At 58.5% G+C, this 20,865-nt stretch carries 15 protein-coding genes and 1 other RNA gene; 11 read left to right on the top strand and 5 right to left on the bottom strand.

Translation table 11 applies throughout. The annotated features are described in order from the left end of the window. The first annotated feature begins 51 nt into the window (after positions 1-51). The 5 genes from ssrA to BM403_RS19760 all read left to right on the top strand — a co-directional run bounded on the left by ssrA (position 52) and on the right by BM403_RS19760 (position 7,321). Positions 52-448, top strand: a transfer-messenger RNA (tmRNA) gene (ssrA, locus tag BM403_RS19780). A gap of 839 nt (positions 449-1,287) precedes the next feature. Beyond that, positions 1,288-2,220, top strand: coding sequence for a chemotaxis protein CheV (locus BM403_RS19775; protein ID WP_046034278.1), 933 nt, complete (start codon positions 1,288-1,290; stop codon positions 2,218-2,220). A gap of 75 nt (positions 2,221-2,295) precedes the next feature. Then, positions 2,296-3,441 (top strand): cyclic di-GMP phosphodiesterase, encoded by a 1,146-nt coding sequence (locus BM403_RS19770; protein ID WP_046034277.1) that lies wholly within the window; start codon positions 2,296-2,298, stop codon positions 3,439-3,441. A 130-nt stretch (positions 3,442-3,571) separates the two neighbouring features. Continuing rightward, positions 3,572-5,734: a methyl-accepting chemotaxis protein gene (locus tag BM403_RS19765; protein ID WP_093544318.1), complete on the top strand. Its 2,163-nt coding sequence runs from the start codon at positions 3,572-3,574 to the stop codon at positions 5,732-5,734. 153 nt (positions 5,735-5,887) lie between these two features. Continuing rightward, a complete protein-coding gene (locus tag BM403_RS19760; RefSeq protein ID WP_093544315.1) occupies positions 5,888-7,321 on the top strand; it encodes an ArnT family glycosyltransferase in 1,434 nt (477 codons plus the stop codon). 15 nt (positions 7,322-7,336) lie between these two features. Here the strand turns inward: BM403_RS19760 and BM403_RS19755 are convergent, their stop codons facing one another. Continuing rightward, positions 7,337-7,825, bottom strand: coding sequence for a TIGR00645 family protein (locus BM403_RS19755; RefSeq protein ID WP_010206662.1), 489 nt, complete (start codon positions 7,823-7,825; stop codon positions 7,337-7,339). Between the two features lie 163 nt (positions 7,826-7,988). Here BM403_RS19755 and BM403_RS19750 point away from each other — a divergent pair, with 163 nt between their 5' ends. Then, the gene (locus BM403_RS19750; RefSeq protein WP_093544312.1) at positions 7,989-9,812 is read left to right on the top strand and encodes a hypothetical protein; all 1,824 of its coding nucleotides are present in this window, start codon (positions 7,989-7,991) and stop codon (positions 9,810-9,812) included. 7 nt (positions 9,813-9,819) lie between these two features. Here BM403_RS19750 and BM403_RS19745 read toward each other — a convergent pair whose 3' ends face one another. Both BM403_RS19745 and BM403_RS19740 read right to left on the bottom strand, forming a co-directional pair. Then, complete coding sequence (locus BM403_RS19745; protein ID WP_015885972.1) at positions 9,820-10,137, bottom strand: PA4575 family protein; 318 nt, start codon at positions 10,135-10,137, stop codon at positions 9,820-9,822. Between the two features lie 374 nt (positions 10,138-10,511). Further along, positions 10,512-12,950 carry a Lon protease family protein gene (locus BM403_RS19740; protein ID WP_015885973.1) on the bottom strand — a complete coding sequence of 813 codons (2,439 nt, stop codon included), beginning with the start codon at positions 12,948-12,950 and terminating at the stop codon, positions 10,512-10,514. 269 nt (positions 12,951-13,219) lie between these two features. Between BM403_RS19740 and BM403_RS19735 the strand changes: the two genes are divergently transcribed. From BM403_RS19735 to BM403_RS19720, 4 genes are all read left to right on the top strand, one after another. Next, entirely contained in the window at positions 13,220-13,708 is a 489-nt protein-coding gene (locus BM403_RS19735; RefSeq protein ID WP_015885974.1) for a DUF3015 domain-containing protein, read from the top strand. Positions 13,709-13,800: 92 nt separating this feature from the next. Further along, a complete protein-coding gene (locus tag BM403_RS19730; RefSeq protein ID WP_093544309.1) occupies positions 13,801-15,654 on the top strand; it encodes an Lnb N-terminal periplasmic domain-containing protein in 1,854 nt (617 codons plus the stop codon). Between the two features lie 246 nt (positions 15,655-15,900). Continuing rightward, the gene (locus BM403_RS19725) at positions 15,901-16,257 is read left to right on the top strand and encodes a hypothetical protein (RefSeq protein ID WP_093544306.1); all 357 of its coding nucleotides are present in this window, start codon (positions 15,901-15,903) and stop codon (positions 16,255-16,257) included. Between the two features lie 70 nt (positions 16,258-16,327). Continuing rightward, on the top strand, positions 16,328-16,816 hold the full coding sequence (locus BM403_RS19720; RefSeq protein WP_093544303.1) for a GreA/GreB family elongation factor: 489 nt from the start codon (positions 16,328-16,330) through the stop codon (positions 16,814-16,816). Here the strand turns inward: BM403_RS19720 and gdhA are convergent. Together gdhA and ettA are read right to left on the bottom strand one after the other, a co-directional pair. After that, positions 16,813-18,150, bottom strand: a complete 1,338-nt coding sequence (gene gdhA / locus BM403_RS19715; protein ID WP_093544300.1) for an NADP-specific glutamate dehydrogenase — start codon at positions 18,148-18,150, stop codon at positions 16,813-16,815. The genes BM403_RS19720 and gdhA overlap by 4 nt on opposite strands. 259 nt (positions 18,151-18,409) lie before the next feature. Continuing rightward, positions 18,410-20,074, bottom strand: a complete 1,665-nt coding sequence (gene ettA / locus BM403_RS19710; protein WP_015885979.1) for an energy-dependent translational throttle protein EttA — start codon at positions 20,072-20,074, stop codon at positions 18,410-18,412. A 163-nt stretch (positions 20,075-20,237) separates the two neighbouring features. Between ettA and BM403_RS19705 the strand changes: the two genes are divergently transcribed. Then, a complete protein-coding gene (locus BM403_RS19705) occupies positions 20,238-20,849 on the top strand; it encodes a LysE family translocator (RefSeq protein ID WP_015885980.1) in 612 nt (203 codons plus the stop codon). Positions 20,850-20,865 lie beyond the last annotated feature (16 nt).

The following is a 20,865-nucleotide window of genomic DNA, read 5'->3' as shown; positions in this document are numbered from 1 at the left end:
CGTACACTGCACAGGCTTGTCACTCACTAAGAAACAACGAGTTACAAGCACGGGGCCGTTTAGGATTCGACGCCGGTCGCGAAACTTTAGGTGCATGCCGAGTTGGTAACAGAACTCGTAAATCCACTGTTGCAACTTCTTATAGTTGCCAATGACGAAAACTACGGCCAGGAATTCGCTCTCGCTGCGTAAGCAGCCTTAGCCCTGAGCTTCTGGTACCTTCGGGTCCAGCAATCACCAGGGGATGTCTGTAAACCCAAAGTGATTGTCATATAGAACAGAATCGCCGTGCAGTACGTTGTGGACGAAGCGGCTAAAACTTACACAACTCGCCCAAAGCACCCTGCCCTTCGGGTCGCTGAGGGTTAACTTAATAGAAACGGCTACGCATGTAGTACCGACAGCGGAGTACTGGCGGACGGGGGTTCAAATCCCCCCGGCTCCACCACTTCAACGAAAAAAGACGTCCTTGGACGTCTTTTTTTGTGCCTGAAATCCAGTAAATGCAGGGCTTCAGCGCTTATTGGGCTTCGCAAGGTTTGTGAGTTCCAGGCGCGCGGGCATTCCAGGTGATGACAGCGGCAGCCATCGGCTACAGGTCATTGACGGCGAGTGCGTGCGGCGGCGAGGTGTTTCGAGCGACTGATAACCAGACACCCGCCGAGGGAATGGCCGATCAGGTTGGCCGTATCAATGCCCAGGTGGTGATCACGCAGGGACCCACTTAGCTGATCAAGCAGCGAGCGGCCCATATCCTCGGCTCGTGGACGGATTTGTCAAAAATGCGAGCCACGGTCGACTGCGGCGTCCGATTGAAATAGGCGAAATACGCTCGACGGCCATGGCTTGGCGATGATGATCAAGTGCGCACATAGCGCGACGCCGACCAACACCGCCAGTACGTCGACGTCCGTGCAAAAAAACCCGCACATCTGCGGACAAAAAGCACAGCAGCAAGCCGATATTCGCTACAGCACGAGGGGCGCGCTGGGTGTCCACACCGGCCCGCTGCACAGCCGCCGCTTAACAAAGTTAAATGACGCGTCCTGTACTGAACGGACAACACACGCAGTATGAAACTGCCGTTCTAAATCGTTCTCAACAATAGCACCAATAAGTTAGCCAGCTAACTATCTCAAACACTCATCCGAATAGGCAACCAATTAATTTCATATCGCTTTAACGATAAACCCAAGATTTATTTATTTTCACATATCTTTTACATAGCCCTACATAGGATAGTGTCATTACGGCATCAACGCTGCCAGCCGAGTTAAAGGAGTGTGTATGACAGGTGTATTGGCATCCGTTAACAGTCGCACACAACTGGTCGGTCAGAACCGGCTTGAACTGCTACTCTTCAGGTTCAACAACCTCCAGCTGTACGGGATCAACGTTTTTAAAGTTCGAGAAGTTATACGTTGCCCAAAGTTATCTCTACTACCAAAGTCTAATAACAATATCTGTGGCGTTGCCAATATTCGAGGCGCCTGCATTCCTATTCTAGACCTCGCCATGGCCACTGGACTGCCAGGCGTACAAGACCAGGAAAGTGCTTTTATCATACTTACGGAGTACAACAACCGCGTTCAAGGCTTCCTCGTCTATGCGGTTGAGCACATCGTCAATTTGAACTGGGAAGACATTCATCCACCGCCCAAGGGCAGTGGTGAACACAATTATCTGACGGCCGTGACCCGCGCGGATGATCGCCTGGTCGAGATTATTGACGTTGAAAAAGTACTGACTGAAATATCGCCATCGTCCGAGGAAATATCCAGCGGCGTGGTGGATCACGAGGTCACCCTGCGGGCCAGACACCTGCGTGTCCTGACCGTGGATGACTCCCTCGTCGCGCGTAAACAGGTGACACGCTGCCTGGAGACCGTGGGTGTCGAGGTGGTTGCCTTAAATGACGGTCGACAAGCGCTTGATTACCTGCAATCCATGCTCGACGAGGGGCGCAAGCCGGAGGAGGAGTTTCTGATGATGATCTCCGACATCGAAATGCCAGAGATGGACGGCTACACCCTGACCGCCGAAATCCGTAACGACCCGCGCATGGCCAAGCTGCACATTGTGCTGCACACCTCGCTCTCCGGCGGGTTCAACCAAGCCATGGTCAAGAAAGTGGGCGCCGATGACTTCCTGGCCAAGTTTCGCCCCGACGACCTTGCCGGGCGCGTTGTTACGCGCATCAAGGCTGCACATCCGAACTGAAGGGTTAACCCGACAACACCCAAGCCAAGGAGGCTAGCAAGAAACGTATAAGAACAAATCAACAGAGGGAATATCATGTTGAAATGTAATGAGTTCTACCATCTGGCGCCAGACAGCGAGGCAAGACCTTTCTGGCGGGACCGCGCGCGTAACGCGCAGTCGGCTATCCAATGCGCCCTGGGCTGCGGCGTACAGCCTACCCACTCGGTCCTCTTGCCTGATACGACCCCATCGCAGGACGTCACAGCCCCCCCGATAACCTCGACCTCCATGAAAGAGGAGCTGGTCGCTGCACAGGCCATCTGCGCCCGAGCCAAGACCGCCGTGGTCGAGATGTTCAGCCACGCTCGCATGGGCCGAGCCCTCGAGCTTGAACACATCAGTACGCTGGTCGACGATATTTCAAGTTCAATCGCACGCCATCCCAATGCGTTTATCAGCCTGGCACGCCTGAAAAGCCTCGACGACTACACCTATATGCATTCGGTCGCCGTGTGCGCACTGATGATTGCACTGGCCAATCAACTTGCCCTCCCCGCCGCAATGGTGCGCAGGGTCGGGCTGGCCGGCCTGCTGCACGACATCGGCAAGATGGCCATACCCGGTGCCGTGCTGAACAAGCCAGGTCGGCTGAGCGATGACGAATTGCAACTGATGCGTACCCATCCGCTGGAAGGTGAGAAAACCCTGCTGGGCACATCGCAGGTGTGCGAAATGGTCGTGGATGTATGCCTGCATCACCACGAGCGGTTCGACGGCACCGGTTACCCGGATCGGTTGGCAGGTGAACAGATCAGCCTTTTCGCTCGGATGGCCGCTGTGTGTGATGTCTATGATGCCGTCACGTCGGACCGTTCTTACAACCAAGGCTGGGATCCCGCCGTTGCCATCCAGCAAATGTCGACGTGGGAAGGGCATTTTGATGATGAGGTGTTTCGGGCGTTTTTAAAGGCTGTGGGTATTTATCCTGTCGGGTCCATCGTTCAACTAAAAAGCGGCACAATTGGTGTCGTCATTGAGCAACATGCACACTCAATGTTGACGCCCAAGATCAAATTATTCTTTTTGCCGGTTCTAAACATCTACATCACCCCCAAAACAATCGATTTGAGCGACCCCACCCAGACCGATAAAATTATTGCGCGCGTGCCGTCACAGCGTTATGGCTTTAAAAATACCGAGCGTTTATGGCGCGATGAAGATACGCATACACAGAGTTAAGCACTCTACAGCTGTACAGCATTCCGATGCCTAAGCAGCACATGATCAAGCATTAAGCCTTGCGTGAAAAATATATTGGAATGTCGACATCCAATTATGTTGACAACTATTAGCGTGGGCGGGAAATACCATGAAATTCAAATCATTGCAGACTCGAATTTGCTTCACCGCCGGACTCTGCCTGTTTATCTCATGTGCGAGTCTGGTGTTGTATGGGCTGTACTCTTCAAATGCCAATCAAGCCTATGTGGGCACCGAAGTTTCAACATTGATTGAAAGCGCCACCATCCGCGAAATGCAAAACCTGGCGGAGTCCCGCGCCAACGCCATACAGGCCAAACTGCAGACGGCCCTGGATTCGGCTCGTACCTTGGCCAACACACTGGGCGCCAGCAAAAATGCACACAGTTCGCTGACATTAGGCCGTGATCATATCAATGCGATGTTGCTCAGCGTGCTCAAAGACAACCCGGACTTCAACGGCACGTATTCATGCTGGGAGCCGGATGCACTGGACGGCCAGGATCAAGCCTTTCGTAACAATGAAGGCGGCAACAACCCATTGACCGGCCGCTTCACCCCCTATTGGACGCGCAGCGCAGATGGCCACATCGCGGTACAACCGCTGGTCGAGTATGACTCCGACACCCGCCACCCCAACGGTGTATTGAAGGGCGGCTGGTACTCCGGCCCTCGGGATACCCAGAAGGAAAGCGTGCTGGACCCCATTCCCTACGTGGTGCAAGGCAAAAACGTGTGGCTCACCACGCTGTCGGTTCCAATCACTGCCAATGGCACTTTCTACGGCGTCGTCGGCGCTGACTTCGACATTTCGTTTATCCAGAAGCTCAGCGAGCAAATGTCTGCCGACCTGTACGGCGGTAAAGGCTCCGTGTCGATTGTGAGCCATCAAGGGCTGGTGGTGGCCGACAGTAAACGGCCGGAACTGATCGGCCAGCCACTGAAGGGGTTGCTACCCAACACCTGGGATAAGGTGCTGGCCAATGTGCAGAAAGGCCAGGGCGATAGCCGACTCAATCAAGAGTCCCAGGAAATCGAGGTGCAGATGCCCATCCCCTTGGGTCGCACCGACAAACCCTGGGCCATACTGATCCACTTGCCCAAGGCCGTGGTCATGAGCCAGGCCCTTGCCCTGGAGAAGGAATTGCAATCTCGCGGCTTCAAGAGCAGCGTATGGCAGGTTTCGGTCGGCGTACTCATTTCGGTAGCGGCATTGCTTGCTCTTTGGTTTGCCACCGCAAAAATCGTCGGCCCGATACGTGAAGCCGCCGCCTTGGCCGCCAACATCAGCCTGGGCGATTTCTCTCATCGCCTGGTGCAAAAATCCGAAGATGAAGTCGGCCAATTGTCCTTCGCCTTGAACGATATGTCGGAAAGCCTGCAGCGCCAGGTCCGTGTAGCCGAGCGCATTTCCGAGGGAGACCTGGACCTGGAGGTACGCCTATCCTCCCCCAACGACACGTTAGGCAAATCGCTGGAAAAAATGGTCGGCAACCTGAACGCGTTGATTTCCCAAGTGCAGGCCAGTGCAACGCAGATCACCGGCAGCTCCGCACAGGTCACCGAATTGAGCCAGTCGTTGTCCGACGGCGCATCCAACTCGGCATCGTCCATCACCGAAATCAGCGCCGTCATGACCCAAATGGCGGCGCAAACCACCGACAACGCTGCCAACGCCAAAAAAGCCGACGAGCAATCCCAAGCCTCGCGAGCCGACGCAGGTGAAAGTGACAAGCTGATGAGTGAATTGATAGCCGCCATGGCGGAGATCGACAACTCGGGTAAAGACATTACCGCCATCATCACCACCATCGACAACATCGCCGCCCAAACCAACCTGCTGGCCTTGAACGCTGCAATCGAGGCTGCACGCGCCGGGGAGTTGGGCCGAGGTTTTGCAGTGGTTGCCGATGAGGTCAGGAGCCTCGCCGCCCGTAGCGCCGAAGCAGCCCAGCAAACAGCGGCGCTGATTGCGGACTCTTCGACCAAAACGCAGCGTGGCATGGTTATCGCCGGGCGCACGGCCGATTCATTGAGAAACATCGTGACCGGCACCAGCACGGTTTCCAGTCTGGTCTCATTGATCTACCAAGCCTCCAGTGAACAGGCCTCCGGCTTGCAACAGGCCAGTATCGGGCTGGAGCAAATTGATGAAGTCACTCAGCAAAATCAGACCAACTCCCAGCAATGCGCAGTGGCCGCCCGGAACCTGTCGGAACGGGCCAGCGCCATGCAGCAAGGGCTGAGCCGCTTTAAAGTCAAAGCCTCTTAGCGCCTCCAGCGAAGCCAGGGGGTGATCCCCCTGGCCCAGCGCCTTCAATTTGCTATCTGTTTTTTGTTCATCAAATATTAAGAATCACCTCCCTATACTCACTGATTGCGGGCCGTTCCCCCGAGCGCCCCCCTGCTTCGGTAGCCACACCCCATGACGCGTACCGCTCCCCTCCTGCTCCTGTTGGCTGGTCTGTTGTTCTTCTTTGCCCTCGGTAACCATGAGCTGCAAGGCTCCACCGAAGCCCGCGTCGCCGGCATCGCCATGGCCATGCACCTGGACAATAACTGGGTGGTGCCCCAGTTATTCCGTGAGCCCTTCCTGGAAAAACCGCCCCTGAGCCTGTGGATCGATGCCGGGGCGATTCGCCTGTTCGGCGGCACCACCTGGGCCGTGCGCCTGGCGTCGGCATTTGCCGGGTTGTTCAGCGTGATGCTGCTGTATGGCATGCTGCGCAGGTTCGGTCGACCGCAGACGCTGGCGTTCAGTGCGGCCTTGATCCTGGCGACTATGGCCAGCTACTGGGGCAATGTGCGCGGCGTGGGTGAAGACTCGCTGCTTACCCTCGGCGTGACCACCGCGTTGCTGGCGTTCTACCAGGCCGTGCGGCCCGATCGTGAAGGCTCCAGCGCGGGCGCATGGGCACTGTTTACTGCAGGGATGGTGATCGCCACGCTCAGCAAAGGCGTGCTGGGCCTGGCGATGCCGGGCATTGTGATTTTTGTGTACCTGGCCATCACCAGCCTGATGGACAAGCGCCTGCGCATTGGCGATTGGCTCAAGCCTGCGCTGTTTACCTTATTGGCGTTGGTGCCGCTGGTGATTTGGTTGGATTTCCTGTTCCAACGCGGCGGGCTGCAGGCCGTGGCCGAAGTGGTGTTGACCAACAGCGTCGGCCGGTTCAGCGGCTCGTTTGTCGAGGCCGGACACTACGAGCCGTTCTACTACTACATCGCCAAGTTGCCCGAAGCGTTCCTACCCTGGAACATCCTGGTCTACCTGGGCCTGTGGCATTTCCGTAAAAGCCTGATGCGCAACCGCTACCACCTGTTCTTCAGTGTCTGGCTGGTGGCGCAGTTCACCCTGCTGACCCTGGCATCGAGCAAACGCACCGTGTACCTGATGGCACTCACTCCGGCCGCCGCCGTACTGGCTGCGGAATACGCACGGGTATTGCTGGACAGGCTGAAAACTCACAAACCCGCACTGCACCCCCATCACAGAACCCTGGTGGGCGGCGTGTTCACCCTGGCCGTCGGTTGCTACCTGATTGCGGCCTTCTGGTTCGCGCCCAAAGCCGACGCGCACCACTCGTTTATACCGGTGATCAGCCAGGTGCAGGCATTGAAAGACGAAGGCAGGGAAGTGGTGTTGTTCCGGCCTAACGAGCGCATCGCCGGGGCCAGCGTGTTTTACCTGCAGGCCTATTTGCCGATCCTGCAAACCGAGGCGCAGTTGCACAACTACCTCAGTGCCAAGCCCGGCAACGTTGCATTGCTGGACCATACCGATGACCTGACCACCCCGGTCAAGGTGATCAAGCAGATGTCGATCAATCGCCAGCCTTACTACTTCGTGGAGGAGTAAGGCCGGCGCAGGGCATCAGTGCTTGGTGACTTTGTCCAGGTAACCCATGGCAAACGCCGAGACCACGAAGGTCATGTGAATGATCACGTACCACATCAAGTGCTGCGGATCGACGTTCTTGGCGTCCATGAAGATGCGCAGCAAGTGGATGGACGAAATCGCCACGATGGACGCCGCCACTTTCATCTTCAGCGACGAAGAGTCCATGGTGCCCAGCCAGTTGAGTTTCTCTTTGTTGTCATCGATATCCAGCTGCGAGACGAAGTTCTCGTAGCCGGAGATCATCACCATCACCAGCAAGCCACCGACCAGGGCCATGTCGATCAACGACAGCAGCACCAGGATCAACTCGGACTCGGCCATCGAGAACACGCTCGGCAGCAGGTGAATCACTTCCTGGAAGAATTTCAGCGCCAGCGCCAACAACCCCAGGGACAAGCCGAAATAGATCGGCGCCAGCAGCCAGCGCGAGGCATACATAGCATTTTCGATAAAGCGTTCCATTGGATCTCACACAGCTTGGCTAGAAATGGCGGCGAGTATACCAGCCGCCACAAGACACCTGTCACCACGAGAAAACTGACGTGGGCGGCATCTGTAAGGGAATTTTTCTGCTAGTGTCGAGCCCAATAAATCGGCTCGATGACGTCGGACAGGAAAAACTCAGATGATGGATGTGCGATCCCCTTTGGCCAGTATCGGCCTGTGCGCGGCATTGCTGCTGGCCGGCGGCTGCTCCCCCAGCGACGAGCAGAAGCAGGCGACCCTCGAAGAGAAAACCGCCAAGTTCGAACAGTCCCTCGACAGCATCCAGGACCCCAAGCTGCGCGACGCCATCGCCGATCTGGGCGGTTCGTTGCTATTACTGGAACGGGCTCAGGCCAAGCTCGCCACCAAGCCCATCGAAGCAGAATACGGCGAAGACAGCTTGGCACTGCTCAAGCACTACCCCACGCCCCAGGCGCTGGTGGACACCTACATCAATGGCCTGTTCGTGCTGCGCAAGACCTCCCATTCCGACTATTTGACGGACTTGCAACCGGTCTTCCCGTTCACGTTCAATACGTCTGACCAGTTTCCCTTCCCCCATGGCCTGGAATGGCAGTCGGTCACCTTGAGCAACAACAAGGTCATCCCCTTCCAGCCGGAATGGTCGGAAACCGATCCCGGCATCCAACTGAGCCCCAGCAGCTCCAACTTGACCAACCCGGATGACCTGACGGTGACCTACCCGTTCATCGACGGCATCGAGACGGAAAACAAGAGCCAGCCCCAACCCATCAACCTAAAGGGCACGGTCGAAGTGATCGCGCCGGGCAAGGTGTTGACGTTTGACCTGTCGAAAAAGGACGTGGGCCACACGCGTACCGAAGGCAATATCACCCTCAAGCTGCTGCTCCTGGAGAAAAACTACGCCGAGATCGAGCTGACCAACAGCCAAGCGTTGGCGCCGGAAGTCGGCGATGAATCGCCCAACCCGCTGCTGGTACAGGCACGGGACAGCACCGGGCAATTCCTCACGCGCTCGGGCTCGATCAATGAAAGCAGCGCGCAGGTGGCGTTCTACGAGAAACAACTGGCCGAGATGCAAAAGCAGAAGGCCTGGTCGGAGGCATTCGAAAAACAGCTTACCGATGAACAAAAAGCCTTCGAACACAAGCAGAGCAGCCATTACGCCAAGGTGTATTTCAATGGTGTGATCGACAACCTGCAGGTCAACGTACTGGATTTCTCCACCGCTACCCGCACCCGCAAGGACCTCGACCTGCCGGTGCTGCGTTTCGACAAGAACAGCCTGCAACAAACCGTACAGGCCTTGCCGATGCCGGTCACCGTGTATGACGACGGCGCCGCCAGTTGGCTCAAAGACGCGAGCATGACCGAAGAACAGTTGAAAAACAGCGTCACCATCAGCCAGTCGGTCGAAGACGCCAGCGCGGCGCACATCGTGTTTGACCACCCTTTCACCTTCAATGACGACCTGGTGGGCAGCGAGCGCAACAGCAGCGAATCACCGGTGACCTTCTTCACCGCCGACGAAAAAGGCGAACGCGGCGAGCCGATCGAATTACCGACCGAGGCCTTCGAACTGAACCCAGCACGCGGCACCCTCACCTACGATCTCAACCTGTTTCCGGAAAACCCGGCGTATGTGGTGGGCTCGATTCCGCTGTTCCTGGCGACCATCGAGAAAGCCGAGATAGACGTGGCCAAGCTGCCTAAAGGACTGTCGCTCAAGGACAACGCGCTGGTCGTCGACCAAAAGGAATTCCCCGCCGACAGCTGGCGCTTCTACGCCAAGGACGCCAGCGGCAACTACCTGAAGGAAATCCTCGGTGTGAGCCACCGCGCCGAGGAGTACGGTACGGCGATGTTTGACGTGCATTACTTCTACGGCCAGCCGACGACCCTGGAAAGTTACCAGCGCACCGACCTGAGCACCGTGCAATACGGCTTCGAAGTCAAACTGGACAAGCCCGAGAGCAAGTAACCGGCGCCTACAGAGCCAGTTGGTCATGCCCACCGTTGAGTTGGCGCAGATGGGCCTGCATGTGCAGGCACCAGATCTGCGGATCGCCCGCCAGCTCATAGCCGTGCAGGGTCAGGCTGTCCACGATGGATTCGAGAATATTTTCCGCCACGAAAGGCCCTGGAAACGGGCCTTGGGACTTGATGGTGGACGGCTGTTCACCGGTCATTCCGGCGGCAAACAACAAGGTCCACATCCCGTTATCCCCCGCAAGAGGGCGAATGGAACATTCAATACGGGTGACCAGGCCAAAGCACTGGCGGGTGAGGCAGAGGTTGCGCGACATGGCGGCGGCCCTCGGTAGATCGGTGTTCAACCTGCGCCTGGGGCGAGGCTGTTTCTATCCAGCGACTCCTGTGGATATCCCTTGAGCTCAGAATAGAAGAAAACCACGACAAACCAAGGTTGTAGAGACCAACGGGCGTCGGCGCTAAAGTCTCGCCAAATTTGTGACGGTTTTGCCCGTCATGTGGTGAGCGGGCTGTTGTGGTGAGCGGGCTTGCCCCGCGCTGGGCTGCAAAGCGGCCCCAGTGGGACCGGTGCGGTGTGCCAGTGAGATTGAATTGTTTGGTTTTGGGGCTGCTACGCAGCCCAGCGCGGGGCAAGCCCGCTCACCACAACAAGCGTGCTCACCACAACAGCCCACCAGTCACGACACCATCAAGTCGGCTTGGCTTCCGCCAGCGCCTGTTGTGCCAACTCTTTCTCCGCTTCTTTCAGGTCCTCTTCGCTGATCATCTCGGCAATTGCCCGCAGACGCTCTACCACGCGCGCATTGACCGTGCCTTCCGGGAACTGACCTTCTGCATCCGGCTCACCGGCATCCTCGCCCACCAGCAGGCTCAATGCCTCATCCGCCTGGCGCACCGCATAGATATGGAACTGCCCGGCACGCACGGCCTGCAGCACCTTCTCATCGAGCATCAGCGTGGCGACGTTGGCCTGGGGAATGATCGCCCCCTGCTCCCCGGTCAAACCGCGCGCTTCACACAGGCGGAAGAAGCCTTCGATCTTCTCGTTGACCCCGCCCACCGCCTGCACTTCACCAAACTGATTGATGGAACCGGTGATGGCAAAGCACTGCTTGAGCGGGGTTTTCGACAAGGCCGAAATCAAGGTGCACGCCTCGCCGAGGGACGCACTGTCGCCGTCCACGTAGCCGTAGGACTGCTCCAGCGCGATACTCGCGGAGATCGCCAGCGGGAATTCCTGCGCATAACGGCTGCCCAGGTAACCGGTGAGGATCATCACGCCCTTGGAGTGAATCGGCTGGCCGAGGTTGACCTCACGCTCGATATCGACAATACCGCTGCCGCCCGGGTACACCGTGGCGGAAATCCGCGCCGGCACGCCAAAGGCCGAGTCACCGACTTCCAGCACCGTCAGCCCGTTGCACTTGCCCACCGCCGCACCGGCGGTGTCGATCAGGATGACCCCGGCGAGCATGTCGTCGAGAATCCGCGCCGACACTCGCCCAGTGCGCGTGGCCTTGGCCTTGAGTGCACGCTCGATATGGCCGGCGTCGGTCATCTCGTCACCCGCCAGGTGGCGAATGAAATCCGCCTCGCTGACCAGCTGGAACAAGTCCCCAATGCGCGCCGACAAGCGCCCCTGGTGTTCCGCCAAGCGTGCGCTGTAAGTGGCCAGCCGTGCCACCGCATCCGAGGTCAGCGGCGCCATGCCTTCTTCCGAGGTGCGGGTTTTGAGCAACTGGGCGAACTGCTCCAGGCTTTCGTCGACCATCGGGATGTCTTCGTCGAAGTCCACCAGCACCCGGAACATCTCCTGGAAGTCTGGGTCGGCGTCCTGCAACGCGTAGTACAGCTGGCGGGAGCCGATGATGATGACCTTGACCTGCAACGGGATCATCTGCGGGTTGAGGGTCACGGTGGCCAGGCGGCCCAGCTCGCCCAATGGCGATTCCATCTTCAGCTTGCGCGACTGCAGGGAGCGCTTGAGGGCGTCCCAGACAAACGGCTCACTGAGCATTTTTTCGGCTTCAAGAATCAGGAAACCGCCGTTGGCACGGTGCAGCGCACCTGGGCGCAACTGACGATAAGTGGTGTAGAGCGCGCCCTGGTCGGTGCTGTACTCGATACGGCCGAACAGGTTGTCGTAGGTCGGGTGCGGTTCAAACACCACCGGTGCGCCACCGTTGACCGGATGGCCGACCACCAGGCTCGGGCAGTACTGTTCTTCAAGCAGCTTGCGCGCCTGGGCGTCGGTCTTGGCGTCGTCAACCAGTTGCTCGACCACGGTCTTGAGCAGGTACACCTGCATGGCTTGCAGGTAACCGCAGACAGCCGCATTTTCCGCGTACTTTTCCGACAGCGGTGCGAGCAATGGCTGCAGGGCCAGGGTGATGGTTTCTTCGTTGAACTGGCGCAGTTGGTTGTTGGACTCACGCTTCCACTGCGGCAGGCTGGCCAGTTCTTCGTTGAGGCGCTCTTCCAGCTCGGAAATATCCGTGTGGAAACGCTCACGGTCGGCTTCCGGCAACTGCGAGAACTCGGCCTCGTCCAGCGCCTTGCCGTCGAGCATCGGCGTGAACGCGATGTTGGTGCTGTCACGGTACAGCGCCACGTCCTTTTCCAGGGCCAGGCGTTCGATCACGTCCAGCGCCTTGTCGTAGCGCTGGTTGAACGCACGGTCGATGGCGCTTTTGCGTTGTTGATACGTCGGGTGCTCGAAGACCGCCGGGAAAGTGGCCACCAGGTTGTCGACCAGGCCGTTGATATCGCTGATGAACGCCGCTGCGCCGCCGCCCGGTAATTCCAGGGCACGCGGTTCGCGAGGCTCATCGAAATTGTTCACATAGACCCAGTCCGCCGGGGTCTGCAGGCGCTTGCCTTCGGCCTTCAGGTAGCGTTTGACGAACGAAAAGCGGCCGGTACCCGGCTCGCCCATGACAAACACGTTGTAACCAGGGCGTGGCATGGCCACACCGAACTGCAAGGCTTCAACCGCACGTTCCTGGCCAAGCACACCGCGAAAGGGCTCCAAATCATTGGTGGTCGAGAAGCTGAACTGTTCAGCGGAGAAAGGGCGAGTCAGCGCTTCGGGCGCTAGACGCAAGCTGGCAGCAACAGGATCAGGCATCGGGCTTCCTTACATCAGGCGGGGCAGATGACGGCATTCTGGCTCCCGCTTACGCGCTCTGGCAAGGCGCGCTTGAGGGAAAGCCGTAGACGCGGGATGCGTCCTGCAAAAAAAACACGACATCGCGAATTGTTTTATAAAAACACACGGAACCCTTGGAACGTGCCTAAACTCCAAACTGCGCGGGTTGGACTAATAACCGATCCCTAGGGCGCTATGAAGTGCCTGAACCCTTGTCCATTGGTTTGCACACAATAGAGAACAAAGCTATGAAACGGATCCTTCTCGGTACTCTCTTCACCGTCGTCTCCCTCAATGCAATGGCAGAAGCACCAGGTGGCCCGAACTGCGGTTGGGGCAACATGTTGTTCGAAGGCCAGCGCGGTACTCCAGCTCACTTCCTGGCTTCCACCACCAACGGTACTTCGGGTAACGCCACCTTCGGCATGACCTCGGGCACCAACGGTTGCAGCACCAACAGCGCCCTGACTTACGGCGGCAAATCGTGGATTGCCATGAATGGCATGATGAACGAGCTGTCCGAAGACATGGCCAAGGGTAACGGCGAAGCGCTGACCACCTACGCTGTGGTACTGGGCGTTGCGCCTGAAGATCGCGAGCACTTTGCTGCCGTGACCCACGAGCACTTCCAGCAGATCTTCAGCAAGGCTGACGTGACCGCTGACGACGTGCACAACAACACCATTGCTGTACTGAAAAGCGATGCCCGTCTGGCGAAATACGCTACCCAGGCTTAAGCTCGATCCGCCCGCGTCTTTCGAGGCGCGGGTTTTATTTTTTCGACCTGTCCCCCTTGGGTCTTTTTTTTATTCCGACTTAAGTAGCCCCCATGCTCAAACGCCTCGCTTGCCTGGCTCTCTTCGCCTGCGCCCCGCTGCATGCGGCCCCGCACCTCGATGATCAACGTTTGCAGCAACTGGCCAACGACCCTTTCTGGTTGTCTTTGGGCCACTACGAAGCCGGAAAAATCAGTGGCTGGCGCAGCTATGTCAGCGACAAAAAGTTTTTCCTCGCCGCTGACGGCGCCCACCACCCGGACGCCGAACTCAAGGCCACGGTCGACGCCCTCTACGCCCCGGCCAGCCTGGGTGAAAAACACGCCCAATGCGTTTACCCCGCGCGCACCCGCTGGCTCAAGGACCAGTTGCACCTGGCCGACCTGCCCGCTGTCGACTGCAAAGAATTCAAGCAGTGGTTCAAGGACGTTGCGCCCCACAGCGCGGTGATGATCTTCCCGGCGGCCTACCTCAACAGCCCGTCGTCGATGTTCGGCCATACCCTGCTGCGCATCGACCAGGCCGACGTGCAAAGCAACAACACCGCCTTGCTCAGCTACGCGATCAACTTCGGCGCCTACATCGAAGGCTCCGACAACAGCATCCTCTACGCCTGGAAAGGCCTGATGGGCGGTTATCCCGGCCTGTTCGCGCTGGTGCCTTATCAGGAGAAGTTGTCGGAATACCGCAGCCTCGAAAACCGCGACCTGTGGGAATACCGCCTCAACCTCACCCAGGTCGAGACCGAACGCATGGTCGAACACGTGTGGGAACTCAAGCAGATCCAGTTCGACTACTTCTTCTTCGACGAAAACTGCTCCTATCGCCTGCTGGAACTGCTGCAAGTGGCCCGCCCCGGCCTGCGCCTGACCGAACAATTCCCGCTGACCGCCATCCCCACCGACACGGTAAAAGCCGTGAAGGACGCCGGCCTGGTCGAGAAAATCGACTATCGCCCCTCCCGTGAACGCGAGTTGCTGGAACGCGCCAAGCCGTTGGACAGCGACGAGCAACAATGGGTATTGAAGGTCAGCGACGACCAGAAGCAACTGCAGGAGCCGGCGTTCAAAGCCCTGCCCCGCGAACGCCAGGCCCTGATCATCGACGCCGCCTACCGCCTCGGCCGCTACCGCGCGAATGGCTTGGAACGCGACACCGAACGCTCCCAACGCAGCTTCGAACTGCTGCGCGCCATCAACCAGAACCCCGCGCCTGACCTGAAGATCACGCCCCCAGGCCTGCCGGAAAACGGTCACGAATCGCGCACCTGGCAAGCCGGCATCGGCACCCGTGGCGACAAAGCCTTTGGCGAATACGGCCTGCGCATGGCCTACCATGACCTCAACGACAACGCCGAAGGCTTCCCGCTGGGCGCGCAGATCGAAATCCTGCAAATGAAACTGCGCCAGTACGAAGGCAACCACTGGCAACTGCAGCAACTGGACCTGGCCACCATCCGCTCCCTGACCCCGCGCAACGCGCTGTTGCAGCCGTGGTCATGGCAAGTCACCGGCGGCCTGGAGCGAGTACCGGGCAAGCACGACGACGAAACCCTGGTCGCCCACGTCAACGGCGGCGCCGGCGGCACCTGGCAACTGCGCGACGACATGCTCGGCTTCGCCCTTGGCACCGTACGCGTGGAACACAACAACGACTTCAACGAAGCCATCTCCCCGGCGGCCGGGTTCAACACCGGTGTGCTGTGGAAGAATCCGCTGGGCAACCTGAGCCTGGAAGCCAAAGGGGACTTCTTCACCAACGGCGAAGTGCGGCGCAGCATCAGCCTGAACCAGCAGTGGGAATTGTCCCGCAACCTGGGCCTGCGCCTGAGTGCACAGCGCGAGTACAGCCATTTATCAACGCCGGTGAATGAAGTGATGCTTGAAGTGAAGTGGTATCACTACTGACCGGTAAGACCCGGCGAGGATCCAATGTGGGAGGGGGCTTGCTCCCGATGGTGGTGTGTCAGTTAAGTATCCAGTGACTGACATACCGCTATCGGGAGCAAGCCCCCTCCCACATTTGGTTTGGTGTTGAGCTGAAAGCACTGTGCGGCACGCTCACAACACCTTTCTCACGCGCCTTTCACACCTCCTCGACAAATCCCCTTCTAGACTCTCCCTATCAGCCGTGAAACGGCCAGGGAGTACGCCATGTGGCGGTCTGCGGTATTGCTGTGTGTGTGGGTGGGGCTGTCGGGTTGCCAATCGACCCATCAGGATTTACTGGCCAAAGGTTACCCACCGGCCTTTGCTGATGGTTTTGACGATGGCTGCGGCAGTGGTCGCCAAGCGGCTGGCGTCATCAGCGGGGAGTTTCGCAAGAACGTGCCGCGTTATCTCAAAAACCGCGAATACGCCGAAGGCTGGGAAGATGGTTTTCGCCAGTGCAAAGCCATGCGTGAGAATGAAGAGCTGCGTGACTACAAAGACAATCACTGGGACGACCGCGACCGCGCCTGGCAGCACGAGAAAGACCGCGACGCAGCCCGGGCCTATCGCTCGCAATAGGTCGTTTTCAGACATCCATCGAAACTAAAGCGCGGCGACCATGGCCCAAGCTCCATAGAGGGAGAACGTCATGAGCCGAGCTTTTGTAAACGAAGACAACGCCGCCGCCCAGGCCGACCAGCCGGTGGAGCGCCAGGTCAGTGAGCAGCCCAACCGCCTCACCGCGCAAGGGCTGGCGCAGTTGCAGGCCAAGGTTGCGCAGTTGCAGCACGCATACAGCATCGAATCCGGCAAGGGCGATAAACAGCGCCAGGCTGACCTTGAACGGGATTTGCGTTACTTCAACCAGCGGCTGCAAAGCGCCCAGGTCGTGGCACCGGCCACCTCCACCGACAAGGTGCAGATCGGCAGTTGGGTGACCTTCGCCAACGAACAGGACGAGCAGCAGCGCATCCAGTTGGTTGGCGAAGACCAGGCCGATGCCAACGCCGGTTTGATCAACTGGGGCTCACCCCTGGGCCGCGCATTGCTGGGCGCTCAGGTGGGCGACGAGGTGCTGTGGCAGCGCCCCGTCGGCGATCAGTTGATCGAAGTGCTGCGCATCGAGCCCGAAGTTTAGACGATGCCTTGGGCCAACATCGCGTCGGCGACTTTCACAAAGCCCGCGATATTCGCGCCTTTGACGTAGTTGACCCGGCCGTTTTCCTCACCGTAGTGCACGCAGGCATGGTGGATCGATTGCATGATGTTGTGCAGCTTGCTGTCCACTTCGCCAGCGGTCCATAGCAGGCGCATGGCGTTCTGCGACATTTCCAGGCCACTCACGGCCACGCCGCCGGCGTTGGATGCTTTGCCGGGCGCGAACAGAATGCCCGCGTCGATAAAGATATCCACAGCCTCCAACGTAGTCGGCATGTTGGCGCCTTCGGCCACGCAGAGGCAACCGTTGCGCAGCAGGGTGCGGGCGGCTTCGGCGTCGAGTTCGTTCTGGGTGGCGCAAGGCAGTGCGATATCACAGGCCAATTCCCACGGGGTTTTACCGGCGCGGAATTCCAGGCCATAACGCGCGGCCAATTCGCTGATGCGACCACGCTGGACGTTTTTCAACGCCAGCAGGGCTGACCATTGCTCCTCGGTCAAACCGCTTTCGGCGTACAGGGTGCCTTCGGAGTCGGAGAGGGAGATCACTTTGCCACCCAGGTCCATGACCTTACGCGCCGCGTACTGCGCGACGTTGCCGGAGCCGGATACCGCCACACGCTTGCCTTCCACCCGCTGGCCATTGCGCTTGAGCATTTCTTCGGCGAAGTACACGCAGCCGAAACCCGTGGCTTCGGGCCGAATCAGGCTGCCGCCGTAGGTCATGCCCTTGCCGGTCAGCACGGAGGTGAACTGGTTGCTCAAGCGTTTGTACTGACCGAACAAAAAGCCGATCTCGCGCGCGCCCACGCCGATATCGCCGGCCGGTACGTCCACATCTGCGCCGATATGCCGGTACAGCTCGCTCATGAACGCCTGGCAAAAGCGCATGACTTCGGCGTCGCTCTTGCCCTTGGGGTCGAAGTCGGAGCCGCCTTTGCCGCCGCCCATCGGCAGTGAGGTCAGGGAATTCTTGAAGGTTTGCTCGAAGGCGAGGAACTTCAACACGCCGAGGTTCACCGATGGGTGGAAGCGCAGGCCGCCTTTGTACGGGCCAATGGCGCTGTTCATCTGGATACGGAAACCGCGATTGACCTGGACCTTGCCGTGATCATCCACCCAAGACACCCGAAAGGTGATCGCGCGTTCCGGCTCGCAGAGGCGCTCCAGGATGCCCGAGGTCAGGTAGTGGGGGTTGGCTTCAAGAAACGGCCACAGACTACGTAGGACTTCTTCTACGGCCTGGTGGAATTCTGGCTGGTCAGGGTCGCGTTTCTTGAGGCGGGCAAGGAAAGATTCCACGGATTCGATCATGAAAAGTCTCGGCAGATTGATTGTTTTTAAATGAGATTGAGCCGGACCTTAGCAACTCGAATCGCACCTGAAAAGCGCAAAATGTCGCCTTTGTGAATTTAAATGGTGCATTTGATATAAATACACGCGCTGACTCGCACCAAAAAAGGGATTTCAACTCAGGGTACGCACCAATAGTTAAACCGCCTGGGTCTTCCAGAAAAATACGCAAAAAAAAGCGGAGCCCGAAGGCTCCGCTCTTTCACACCACCCACCCCGATCAGGCGAGTTTTTTGTGGCGTACACGGTGCGGCTGGGCAGCGGCTTCGCCCAAACGCTTTTTACGGTCCGCTTCGTACTCGGTGTAGTTACCTTCGAAGAACACCGCTTGGGAGTCGTCTTCGTACGCCAGGATGTGGGTCGCGACGCGGTCAAGGAACCACCGATCGTGAGAGATCACAATGGCGGCGCCCGGGAAGTCCAGCAGGGCTTCTTCCAGGGAACGCAGGGTTTCAACGTCGAGGTCGTTGGACGGTTCGTCGAGCAGCAGCACGTTGCCGCCCTCTTTCAGGGTCAGAGCCAGGTGCAAGCGACCGCGCTCACCACCGGACAGGTCCTTGACGAACTTCTGCTGGTCGCCGCCCTTGAAGTTGAAACGGCCGACATAGGTACGCGACGGGATTTCATAGTTGCCGATACGGATCTGGTCGGAACCTTCGGAAATCTGCTGGAACACTGTCTTGCTGCCGTCCAGGTCTTCACGGCTCTGGTCCACACAGGCGAGCTGCACGGTTTCGCCGACTTCGATAGTGCCTGAATCCGGCGTTTCCTTACCCATCAGCATGCGGAACAGGGTGGATTTACCCGCACCGTTACCACCAATAACGCCGACGATCGCGCCTTTTGGCATGGAGAACGACAAGTTGTCGATCAACACGCGGTCGCCATAGCCTTTGGAAACGTTCTTGAATTCGATGACCTTGTCACCCAGGCGCGGGCCGGCCGGGATGTAGATCTCGTTGGTCTCGCTGCGCTTTTGGAATTCCTGCGATTGCATTTCTTCGAAGCGTTGCAGACGTGCCTTGGATTTGGACTGGCGGGCCTTGGCGCCTTTGCGCACCCACTCCAGTTCTTCCTTCATGGCTTTTTCATGCGCCGATTGTTGCTTGGATTCGGCAGCCAGACGGTCGGACTTGGCTTCCAGCCAACCGGAGTAGTTGCCCTCGTAAGGGATACCGGCGCCGCGGTCGAGCTCGAGGATCCAACCGGCAACGTTGTCCAGGAAGTACCGGTCGTGCGTGATCGCAACCACGGTGCCCGGGAAGTCGTGAAGGAAATGTTCCAGCCAGGCGACGGAATCGGCGTCCAAGTGGTTGGTAGGCTCATCGAGCAGCAGCATGTCGGGGGCCGACAGCAGCAGGCGGCACAGGGCCACACGACGCTTTTCACCCCCCGACAGGAATTCGACCTTGGCGTCCCAGGCCGGCAGGCGCAGCGCGTCGGCGGCGACTTCCAGCTGGCGCTCCAGGTTGTGACCGTCGCCGGCCTGCAGGATGGCTTCAAGCTTGGCCTGTTCCGCTGCCAGCTTGTCGAAGTCGGCATCCGGTTCGGCGTAGGCGGCATAGACTTCATCCAGGCGCGCCTGGGCGTCCTTGATGACGCTGACGGCCTCTTCGACCACTTCACGTACGGTCTTGGTCGGATCCAGGATGGGTTCCTGTGGCAGGTAGCCGATGTTCAGGTCGGGCATCGGGCGGGCTTCGCCTTCGAACTCAGTGTCGACGCCGGCCATGATTTTCAGCAGCGTGGACTTACCCGAACCGTTGAGGCCGAGCACGCCGATCTTGGCGCCAGGGAAAAAGGACAGCGAAATATTTTTCAGGATTTCCCGCTTCGGAGGGACAACTTTACCCAGCCGATGCATGGTGAAGACGTATTGAGCCAAAATGTGGACCTCATGAAAAAGTGAGAACAGGCCTACGTAGCGTCATGGCGCGGTACATAGCATTGCGAATCCTCAAGGTTAACCTAAGTGACCGAGCGTATCGAAATCTATCTGTTAGATTAGCCGGCCATCCCCCCCTCAGCGGTTTCAGGAAACAACCTTCATGCTCAGCGTCATGTCTGCACTCGCGTTGCTGCTGTTAATGCCGGGGCCCACCAACACATTGCTATTGCGCTCGGGATTACTCACCGGGTTCAGGCGCGCCTGGCCACTGAGCCTGCTGGAATGCCTGGCGTACCTGGTGCAAATATCCTTTTGGGGCTACCTGCTCAGCCATCTGGGCGACAGCGCGCCATGGGGGCTCAAGCTCGTGCAGTTCGCTTCGGTCTGTTATTTGATCAGGACTTCCTACCTGCTGTGGTGCAATCCCGACGAAACACTCAACTCCGCGCCTGCAGCACGCGTATCCAAACTGCATTTCTTTTTGCTGACGCTGATCAACCCCAAGGGCTTGCTGATCGTCTCGTTCATCGTCCCGATGCAGACGTTTGCCGACGTGAACCTGTATGTGCAGTTCGTCGCACAATTCACGCTGGTGGTGATACCAGTGGGGTGCACCTGGGTACTGTTCGGTGCCCGCATCAAACGAGGCGGATACGCCTGGTTGACGCCCCACACCATCAACCGCGCAGCCTCTGTGGTGATCAGCCTCTTCACGCTGGCGATCCTGACCCGGCTGGCAGACAGCCTGATCCATACCGGCAGCGCGCTTTAGTCCCCGCCAAGCGGGG

Origin of the sequence: Pseudomonas sp. OV546, from assembly GCF_900116845.1 — a bacterium.
Taxonomy (GTDB): Bacteria; Pseudomonadota; Gammaproteobacteria; order Pseudomonadales; family Pseudomonadaceae; genus Aquipseudomonas; species Aquipseudomonas petroselini.
Note: the sequence above shows the minus strand (reverse complement) of the source record. Positions and strands in the feature narration are given on the sequence as shown.